Source organism: Streptomyces sp. ActVer (assembly GCF_027270795.1).
Lineage (GTDB): Bacteria > Actinomycetota > Actinomycetes > Streptomycetales > Streptomycetaceae > Streptomyces > Streptomyces umbrinus_A.
Genome location: NZ_JAPWHT010000069.1, coordinates 22223 through 31796, shown reverse-complemented (window position 1 = coordinate 31796; position 9574 = coordinate 22223). Strand labels below are relative to the sequence as shown.

Sequence of the window (9574 nt, the reverse complement as noted above, 5' to 3'; positions counted from 1 at the left end):
GGTGCGCAGGGCGGCGGCGCGTTCGGCGGTTTCGGCGCGGCGGGCGGTGAGCCGGTCCGCGGCGGTGCGGGCGTGGACCCGCAGATAGGTGGAGTAGCTCGCGAGGAAGGCGCGGGTGGCGTCGTCGGCGGCGGCCAGGCCCTCCAGGGTGCGCTGCACGGACTCCATGTCGTCGAAGGAGCGGGCCGCCTCGGCGATCAGGTCGTCGTCGAGCGGGCGCAGGCCCGCGGTGAGGGTGTCGGAGAGCTTGGCCGGGTCGAGGTTCTTGGCGAGCTGCGGTCGGCGCAACGTGAGGATCAGGGTGAGCAGTTGCTCGTACCGTTCCCGGCCGAGGCCGAACAGGCGCTGGTCGACGGCGGCACGGTAGTCGGACGTGGAGGCGATCAGCTCGCGTCCCAGCTCGGCGGCGAGCTGCTTCCTCGTCATCGGCCGGTCGTCGTGGGTGAGAAGGGAGAAGTCCTCGCCCACGCGGCCCTCGGCGACGAAGTGCCACCGGGCGGGTGTGTCGCGGTGCCGCTGGGCGTGCAGCCCGATGCCGCAGGTGACGGCTTCCCCGGTCTCCCGGTGGGTGAACTCGATCCAGACGTAGCCGAGCGCGCTGTCCTGCCCGCGGAAGAGCAGGTTGGACTTCATCGTGCGGTCCTCGGCGGCGAACGGGTTGAGCCGCTTGGGGTCGATGCGCCCGTCGAGGACGAACGGGAACAGCACCTCCAGCGCCTTGGTCTTGCCGGACCCGTTGGGACCGCGCAGCACCAGCCAGCCGCCCGCGAAGGAGAACTCCTCGTCCCGGTAGTCCCACAGGTTGATGATCCCGGCACGGGTGGGGACGTAGCGGGCTGCCGGTGTGGCAGCGGGAGTGCTCACGGAGTGGGGTCCTTGGCGGTTTCGTCGTCGAACAGGGCGGTCTGGGCGGGGGGTTGGGGGGCCGTACGGGTCTTCACCCGGGCGGTGACCCCTCGGTAACGGGCAAGCAGAGGCAGCGCGAGGGCCCCGCCGTCGACCCGAACGATCAGCGACATGGCGGCCAGCAGGTCGAGCGCCTGGTCGAGCAGCCGGTCCGGGTCGCCGCGCAGATCGGCGGCGAAGCCCGCGCCGTACTCGCCGATGATCTCCTTGAGCCTGCCCCGGAGCCAGGAGTCCGTGACGAAGGGGTACCGGGTCTCGCCCGGCTCGTGATCCGCGTCGACGACCGTCTCGTACGCCGACTCCTCATCGGGCTCGGCGAGTTCGGTGAGTTCGGTGACCGTCCCACGCGACGGCAGCGCGCCGTCGATCCGCCGGGCGCGGGCCGCGAGGCGTTCGGCGGCCGTGGGCGCGGGCAGCAGTTCGAGGGCGTGCCGTCCGGAACGCTGCACGGCGGCGCTGATCCGGGCGGTGAGCAACAGCGCGGCCTGCGCGACGGTTCCGCCGCCGGGGAAGCGGAGGTCGGACAGCCTGCCGGAGGTGTCGACGAGCGCCACGCCCTCGGCCCGCCGCTCCACCGTCAGCCCGGTCAGCCGCTCCAGGTCCTCGGCGAGGGCGGGGGCCCGCAGCTGGCCCAGGAGTTCGCTGTCTGCGTCGGCGTAGTACGCGACCGGGTTCTCCAGCACGAGGCGGGGGGCCCGGCGGGCCTGGTCGCGGCGCTGGGCGGCGCGGCCCGCGGACAGGCCCAGCGCGCCGGAGGAGTCGAGGAGCGAGGTGACCGAGGTCAGGTGCTGGAGCACGCGGGTCGGGTGGTGGACGGCGAGGAGGATCTCGCGGTCGATGTCGTACAGGGCCTCGGCACGCTCGGGATCGCCTGCCCAGGCGGTGGCGGAACCGTCGGCGAGAGTGAGCGCGCCGCGTTCGGTGAGCCAGGTGACGGCGTCGACGAAGGCGTCCCGGTCGGGTTTGCGGGCGGTGTCGAGGCCGAGCCCGTCGATGCGTACGGCGTCGGCGGCGACCGCGTCGGCCAGTTCACCCAGCGCCACCTGCGCGCCGTGGCGGCCGAGGGCCGCGAGAGTGAGGACGAGGTAGGCGTAGCGGCGGCGGTCGAAGGGGCGGCCCGCTCGGGTGAGGGCCGGGCGGGTGGCGTCCAGACCGTCCTGGGCACGCTGGAGGCGGGCGGTGTCGGCGGTGGTGACGAGCCGGTGGCCGAGCACCTCCATCAGGTCGGTGCGCAGCTGATCGGCCCAGCGGCGCACGGTCGCCAGCGCCGCCCTGTCCGGGTACCCGGACGTGACCAGGGGGTGCCGCAGTACGAGCCGTACCGCCTTCTGGTAGTCGGCGAGTTCGAGCGGGGAGACGCCTTCGGCAACACGGCTCATACGGCGGCCTCGCTCATGCGGTGACCTCCAGGCGCAGCCCGTCGAGATGGAGACGCCCGCGCACCGTGTCGACGGTGGTGGAGCCCTCGGCGGGGGCAAGGGTGAGCCGTACTCCGTGGGCGGCGCCGGAGGCGGCGGTGACCAGGCGGCTGGCGGGGACCCGGGCGGCGAGCGTCACGTCCAGCAGGGCAAGCAGGGCGCGTGTCTCGGGCTCGTCGAGCGTCCGGCCGTACACGCCGTCCGACGCGAGGGAGTTCGCGGCACTGCGGCGCTCGGCCTGTTCCTTGAGCTGCTCGGCGCGCAGCAGCGCCCGCCGGTCCTCGTCGCGCTCGATGCGGCCGGGGCCGTGCAGGGCGGGGGTGCGGCCGGACTGGACGAGGGTGCGGGCGAGTTCGACCGGCTCGGCCTCCCACCAGGACGTACGGGACGGGATCCGCTCGGGGTCGGCGTACGGGACGGCGATGTGACGCGGCGCCCCGAGCCCGAAGACCGCCTGGAACAGGGCGTGCGCGTCCTCGTCGCTCTCGCAGGAGGTGAACCACTGGGCGAGATGGCGCAGTTGGCTCTCCCGGCTCACCCCGCCCCGGCGCGCCTCGGTGACCCGGCGCAGCAGGGCGAGGACGGAGCGGATCGCGGTGACGGTGGCGTCCTGCAGCCGCTCGGTCTCGCTGTGCTCACGCTCCGCGAACCAGTGGACGATGCCGTCCCACCGGTGCCGCCAGTCCGCCAGGCGCTCGGCGGGGCTGCGGAAGAGCCGCTCGTCGGCCTCGGCCGCGTACTCGATCATGCGGTCCACACCGGTGGCCGCGGCCTTCTCGACCGCCTCGGCGAGCAGCGGGGCGTAGCGCCCGAGTTCGGCGGTGAACTCCCGCATGTGCGCGAGGAGCGTGTCCTTGTGGGCGAGGAACACCTCGGGCCGGGTGTCGTTGGTGCGCGCCAGGTCGCCCAGCATGAGGTAGAAACGGGCGGCACGCTGCGCCATCTCGTTCAGCACCGAGTCGAGACGGCCGAGCTTGCGGTACACCTCCTCGCCGTCGCCGGCCGTGTTGGCCTCGGCCAGCGCGCGCAGGTCGCCGAGGATGTCGGGGAAGACGAGGCGGGAGAGCTGGGCGTCCTCCAGGCTCGCGCCGAGCACGTCCTCCACGGCCCGGTACGCCCGGTACCCGGCCTGGGTGAACTGGTACACGTAGTGCCGGTTGCGGTACTCGGCGAGGTTCGCGGCGCGCGTCCCGTCGTACGACCGGTCCAGGACCTGCCACTCCGCGAGCGCGTCGAGCAACGGCTGAACGCTGGCTGTACCGCCGACGGCGCCCGCGGCGGGATGGTCGGCGGCGAGCCGCTCCAGCAGCCCCACCACGTCCGAGTTGTGCAGCAGTACCTGGTAGTTGGCGCGTCCGCGGTCGAAGGCCCGCAGCAGCCACAGGTACTCGTGACGCTTCTCGGCGGCGGCGAAGTGGAACAGCCGCAGCCGGTCGTCGAGGGAGAACGCGTCGATACCGAAGACGGTCTCGTCCACGGGGGTCGGGACACCGGGGCCCGACCCCGGGGCGTCGGGCTCGTCACTCACGGGTTTGGCGGCTTCCTTGCTGCGGCTGGTCGCGTGCTCGTCCCGGCGGGACAGCCGGTGCTCCGCACCAGTCTGCCGCACTCGTAGCCGTGCGGGTAACCCGCTCTCGGGCTCACACACCCTGTGCTATTTTGCGCCCCTCTCCCGTCCCGCGGTGGACAGGGCTTCCCCTCGACGTCTACTGGACGTGCGAAAGGGCGCGGTCGATCTATGTGACCGCCACTTTCGTCGCGCCTCCGTGCTGGGTGACCCGAGGACGACACTGGATCTTCACGGCACCCCGAGTGAAAGCGTCATCCGTGGCTTTGCTCGACCAGACGAATGCCTCACCTGGCTTCAGCCCCGCCATCTTCTCCGGTGTGAGGCCGGACAGCGCCGCATTTGCTTTCTGCAGGTGCTTGAGCCACGCCGGCGACGTGAATTTGTGCAGCACCATGTGGTTGGACAACTCGATCAGAGAGATGGGCACGGAGGGTGGATCCTGGCTGGCCACCAAGATGGACATCCCCTTGTGGCGCATTTCCCGGACGCTCGCCACAAGGCCGTCCACGAGATCCGGACTGTGAATGTATTTATGGGCTTCGTCGAAGACGACCAGCTTGTTGAAGGGCTCGCCATCCTGCCTGGCGTCGGCGAAGAGCTGCATCAGGACGACGAACAGGCCGAGCGCCTCATCCTTGTCGATGTACTCGTCACGCAGGTCCACAATGATCAGCCGACCTGGCCGGACCAGGTCTTTGAGACGGACACTGTCGTCGATGTAGTCGGCGGCCAGGTCCAGTCGCTGGAATGCCAGCTGCTTGAGCGAATCGGACAGCGACGACTCGTCCACACCCTGGCGGATAGCCTCCAGGGTGAGGTCGTTGCGGTGAGCCTTCATGATCCGCCCGAGCTGACGGATGTAGATGGCCTGGTTGCCGATGGCCCCCATCAGGAACCGCCAGTGCGCTGCCTGAAGCTCCGAAGATCCGAACGCGAGAGGGCGTACCTCCAGGTCCGGATACTCCGCCTTCCGTTCCTCCACTTTGTCGGCGGGGGCCAGCAGTAGGACGTCGGACAGCGCGGCAGGCTCCGCGCCGTAGCGGGCGCGGAGTGCGGCAACCTGTTCCGCCTCGCTGTTGGCCCTGGTCATGCTGGTGAACTCCGGCGCGTAGTCCTGGGTGTCGCTGTAGTGGAAGACGATGCTGGCCAGCGGATGGGAGAGCTGGTTGACGCCCGGCGCGGGAAGGCTGGCCATCTCCAGGATTGAGCCGAGGGTGTAGCTCTTGCCTCCTCCCTGGACACCGAACAGGCTGATGGTGTGGGTCTCGTTGAGGTCCAGGGCCACCTTTCGTCCCGCGGTCATACCGAGCAGGCCGTACTGCTGCGTCTGGTGAGACGCGCCGAGGAACACGTCCGCGTTCACGGGGCCGTCCCCGGCGTCCGCCGTCTGCTCAGCGGCACGCGGCTCGACCCACGCGTGCTCGTCCCGCGGCGGATGTACCGACGCGGACGCCGGGGGCGCGTCCGCTGCCGTGTCAAGCCGGGCAGGCTCCTCCGGAGGCCGCTGGGGAAGCTCGTCAACGACTGCGCGTCGGGCGTCCTCCGGAGCCGGCGGCGACTGCGGCTCCGGCTCCGGCTCCGGCTCCGGCTCCGGGGTGTAGTCGACCACGGCCTGCAGGGGAGCAGGCTCGTCGGGTACTTCACGGGTCCGCTCCTGGGGACGCAGACTCCGCGCGGCCTGACCGTGCTCGATACCGAGATCGGCGATCGAGAGCTGCTTCGGCGAGCTGTGCACCCGGCCGCCGAGGTATTCGGTCTCGATGGCCTCAAGCAGCCGCTTGACCCCGTCCTTCCCGACCCGGTGGAAAGTGACGCCGCCGTCGGTCTCGACGTCAGTACCGGCCTGGCCCAGATCGAAGATCAGCCCTGTCCTGGCGAACTCCAGCGAGTAGCCGTGATCGAGGTGGTCCAGCAGCCAGTGCGCTTCGGCATACCCCTTGTCGTCGAAGAGTCCGTACCGGTTCGCGCGGGCGAGGTAGTAGCCCAGCAGAGAGCGCAGGGTGAGGTTCTGCAATGGGCGGTCGGTGCGCTCGACTGCGGGGTCGAACTGCGCGGCCAGGACTCGCCGGCTTCCGTCGACCTGCTGACTGATCTGCTTCTTCTTCGTCTCGTACGCCCCGAGACCACCCGCCCCGGTGAAGCATTTCACCTCGACCAGCCTGCACACCACGGTCCTGCGCGCCGCGTCGAGGTCGAACAGCGCCAGGTCGGTCCGGTGCAGCCGGACCATCGCGTCGCCGGCCGTGGCACGACGACGGTCTTCGCCGTACAGATCGGTGTGCGCGTCGAGCGGGATCAGGATCTGGTTCTCCAGAGCGCCCTGGTATCCGAGGTACAGGCGCGCCAGGGCCAGGCCGAGGACTTCGCTGTGGCTGCTCTCACCGAGAGCGGCGAGTTTGAAGGCGAAACTGCCGGACAACTCCCGCAACTGGTCGAAGAAGGTCGCCACATGGCGCTCCTCGATGTCCAGATTCCGGTCCGCCAGGACCGGGCCGATCAGGGCGCGCAGCTCGTCGACCGAGCGGGAGGAGACCACGATGTGGTGTCCCATACCGGTCTGGGACGTGGCCGAGTAGTCGATGACGTATTCGGGCCGGTCGGCACGGCCGTGGTCGAAGTACTCGACGCCGAGGGTCCGGTCCACGGTGACGACCCAGTCACTGGCGTGGTGAACGTCGTGCAGCAGTGCCCGGTCATCGGGCGACAGCCGCAGGGTGATCTGCGGCAGATACCCGGGGCGCGGCTCGCCGGACGTGGCGGCGACAACGGCGGCCGAGAGCGCCTGAGGCAGTGCGGCCAGCAGATCACCGGTCTCCTCGGCCCCCTCCAGCGGGTCGGTCGCGCCGTGACGCGGCTGACGGCTCCACGCCACGTACTCCTCTTCCTCGGCGTAGGCGCTGGAGAGTTCCTGGACGAGGCCATGGGCGGCGACACGGCCCGTGGTGGTGACACCCGGCGCGATGTCGTACTGCTCCCCTCCGAACGGATCGAACAGGATGCTGAGGTGAGCCGGGAACTCCCCGGCGCGCCGGCGAAGGTCTGCCGCGTGACGTACGACGACGGCGAGTTTTGGCCGGAGCGGGTCGCCCGGCGTGGCAAATGCCTCGGCGGCTACGGACCGGGGCCCTGACCCGGGCGAGAACAGGTCGGTCAGTGCTTCACCGACCCAGGGTTCGGTCGGGGTGTCCGAGAACAGCCTGATGGTGAAACGCAGGTGGGCCAGGTGCTTGCGGCTCTGCAGCTCGGTCAGCATCGCGGCGAGCAGGTCCCCGCGGCCGGCTCCCAGGGCGTTGATGACGAGGCTGTCGACGTACGGATGGAGTCGGACATAGCGTTCGATCCGGTCGGCGAGGTCACCACCGGTGACCATGCCGGAGGCCGCCGCGTCGTCAGCGGCGCCGACCGACGCGGCAAGCAGGGACACCGTCCCCCGGGGATCGGCGGTCTCGCTCGGCAGGCAAACCTGCCAGTAGTCGGTGAGCTGTCCGCCCGCGAAGGTCAGTTCGCCGGTGGCCAGGGGCACGACCAGGGGGAAGCCCAGCGGCACCAGCGACGTGCTCAGGCTGTGCAAGCGCTCCAGGACGGTGGCCCGGTCCTCATCGGCGAGTCGGTCGAGCCAGTGGTCGGCCAGGGCTGCCTGTCCGCTCCACCAGAGCATCCGCAGCGGATGGGTCGGGGCGACGAGGACGACCCGGCGCCGGCCGCCCCGTACATCGGTCAGGTCCACCTGGAGCGTGTCGGTGCGCAGCAGCAGGGCCAGTTCTGCGCGGTCGCGGTCGGCACCGCCCGAGTGCGCGTTCTCCAGGGAGCGGACGCACCGGTTCACCGCCCTGAGGTATGCCTCGGCGTACGCCTCGGTTTCCTTGCGCACGGTCCGCGGGTCGGTCGCCTCGACCACCAGGGGCGCCGTGTCCTCGGTGTCGTCCCGCACGACGGCGAACAGCACCGCCCGGGCCTGGAGGTAGTTGTCGAAATCGCTGTCGGGCTCGGCCGTGACAGCGGGCGTCTCGTCGTCACCCAGTAGTGCGACTCCGGTGGCGTCGACCGTGAGGCGAGGCCCTTCGAGAGCGTACGGCCTGGCCAGCATGCGTTCTTCGGCCTCGGCCAGCGGAATGGGCAGGTCGATGGTGATGGACCCGGCCGCGCCGAACGACGCTTTCAGGGGCCAGGTCTTCGCGGTCTTGGCACCCCAGCCGATGTCGCGGCAGGTGACCCGTGAGGGGTCGCGGCCCTCGGCCCGGGCGGTGAAGCGCAGCTTGTTGAGTGCCTGAGCCAGGCCGGGCGCGTGCTGGGACCGACGGACCGGCGGGTCGTCGAACTCGCCCTCGGGGACGACGTAGAAGCGGTCGCTCTCGTGCGGCCGTTGCGTGCCCTCCGCGCCCACGACCGGCATGGGGTCGCCGTTGGTGTCCAACGGGGTGACCCTGACGAAGTGCCAGCCTTCCTCCCAGTCGGCCTTGCGCCCCTTCTTCAGTTTCACACTCGATTTGTAGAGCGTCTTGGCGGTCCTGGTCACGGACACGGTCGCGGTGAAGCCGGTGGGACTGGCGGTGGTGGTCCCGTTGTCGCCGTCGGTCTCGGACTCGGCATAGATCTGTACGGCGAATCGGTCGAGCCCGGGGATGTGACGAGCGTCCGGCTCGACGGTAAAGGCCACGGGCAGCGAGCTGAGCCCGCCGGGCAGCAGATACTGCGCCCCGAAGAGCCGTTCCAGGGCAGGGTGGTTACGCAGATCGTCCTGGTTCTGGCCGGCCTTGGGCAGCACGGAGAGGTCCTGGACCTCGATGCCCACCGTTTCGTCGCCGGGCGCGTTCTCCTGCGGCCACAGGTGGAAGGCGAGCGGCCAGTTCTCCTCGTCTACGGCGATGGCCCTGCACCAGCGCGACGGCTCGTCCAGGCCCGCGTCCGCGGCGAACTCGACCAGGCGGCGCACGAACGCCTGGTGCGCCCGGGAGTTCTGGGGCAGGCCGAGAGCGAGGATCCGCTGACGGTCGGTGGCCGCTGATTCCGTGAGCCGTGCCACGCTGCGGCGGTTGCGGTCCGCCTTACGGGCGACCAGCGTCATGTCGTTGAACAGTTCGAAGTCGGGGATCAGTCCGAGCAGGAAGACCGCCGCTCCCGCCGCCTGGAGGTCGAAGTCGTTCTCCCGCAGTGTCAGCAGGTAGCGGACGACCGCCTGACCGTTCGCGGCGGGCCAGTCCTCGGCACGGAGCCGCTCCAGGAGTTCGGTGACGGCCGGGCGCAACGCGTCGGGTACCTCGCGCAGGAGGGATGCCTTCAACTGCGTGTGGACGTCGCTCAGGGACAGCTGCTGGAAGGTGGCGACGCCGAAGGAGTCCTCCGCGCTGGCACGCATCCCGGGTGGTACGAAGACCAGCAGCGGCGGCCGCAGTGCGCCCTCCTCGTCGGGATTGCGCAGCTCCACGAGTTTGGTGCTGGTCACCGCGACGTCCGCGGGCAGGTGCGTCTCCGCGTTGCCCAGGACGAACACCTGGGAGTGGGGAACGGTCGTGCGCAGTCCACGCACCAGCCGTGCGGCGAGTTCGGCGCCGAGGTCACCGAGCCGCATGCAGTGCCCGGCCTCCCGGCCGCGCAGTACGGCGGCGAGCCTCGGCAGCAGAGCGTGCTCCAGGGCGTCGCGCCACTGGGCCTCGCTGATCTCGTTCAGTCCGCGTGCCAT

Annotated in this window: 3 protein-coding genes and 1 pseudogene; all 4 read right to left on the bottom strand. The window is 70.5% G+C overall.

Annotation, left to right across the window (positions count from 1 at the left end):
• Positions 1–864, bottom strand: a pseudogene (locus tag O3Q52_RS14410) (TIGR02680 family protein); the annotation flags it as partial.
• A complete protein-coding gene (locus tag O3Q52_RS14405; protein WP_269649177.1) occupies positions 861–2285 on the bottom strand; it encodes a TIGR02678 family protein in 1425 nt (474 codons plus the stop codon). The gene O3Q52_RS14405 and the pseudogene O3Q52_RS14410, both read right to left, overlap by 4 nt.
• 13 nt (positions 2286–2298) lie before the next feature.
• The gene (locus O3Q52_RS14400) at positions 2299–3852 is read right to left on the bottom strand and encodes a TIGR02677 family protein (protein WP_269649176.1); all 1554 of its coding nucleotides are present in this window, start codon (positions 3850–3852) and stop codon (positions 2299–2301) included.
• A 208-nt stretch (positions 3853–4060) separates the two neighbouring features.
• Entirely contained in the window at positions 4061–9574 is a 5514-nt protein-coding gene (locus O3Q52_RS14395; protein WP_269649175.1) for a hypothetical protein, read from the bottom strand.

Excerpts from the sequence above, each read along its gene's own strand:
- O3Q52_RS14405 (WP_269649177.1), bottom strand. The coding sequence starts at position 2,285 with ATGAGCCGTGTTGCCGAAGGCGTCTCCCCGCTCGAACTCGCCGACTAC.
- O3Q52_RS14395 (WP_269649175.1), bottom strand. The coding sequence starts at position 9,574 with ATGGCACGCGGACTGAACGAGATCAGCGAGGCCCAGTGGCGCGACGCC.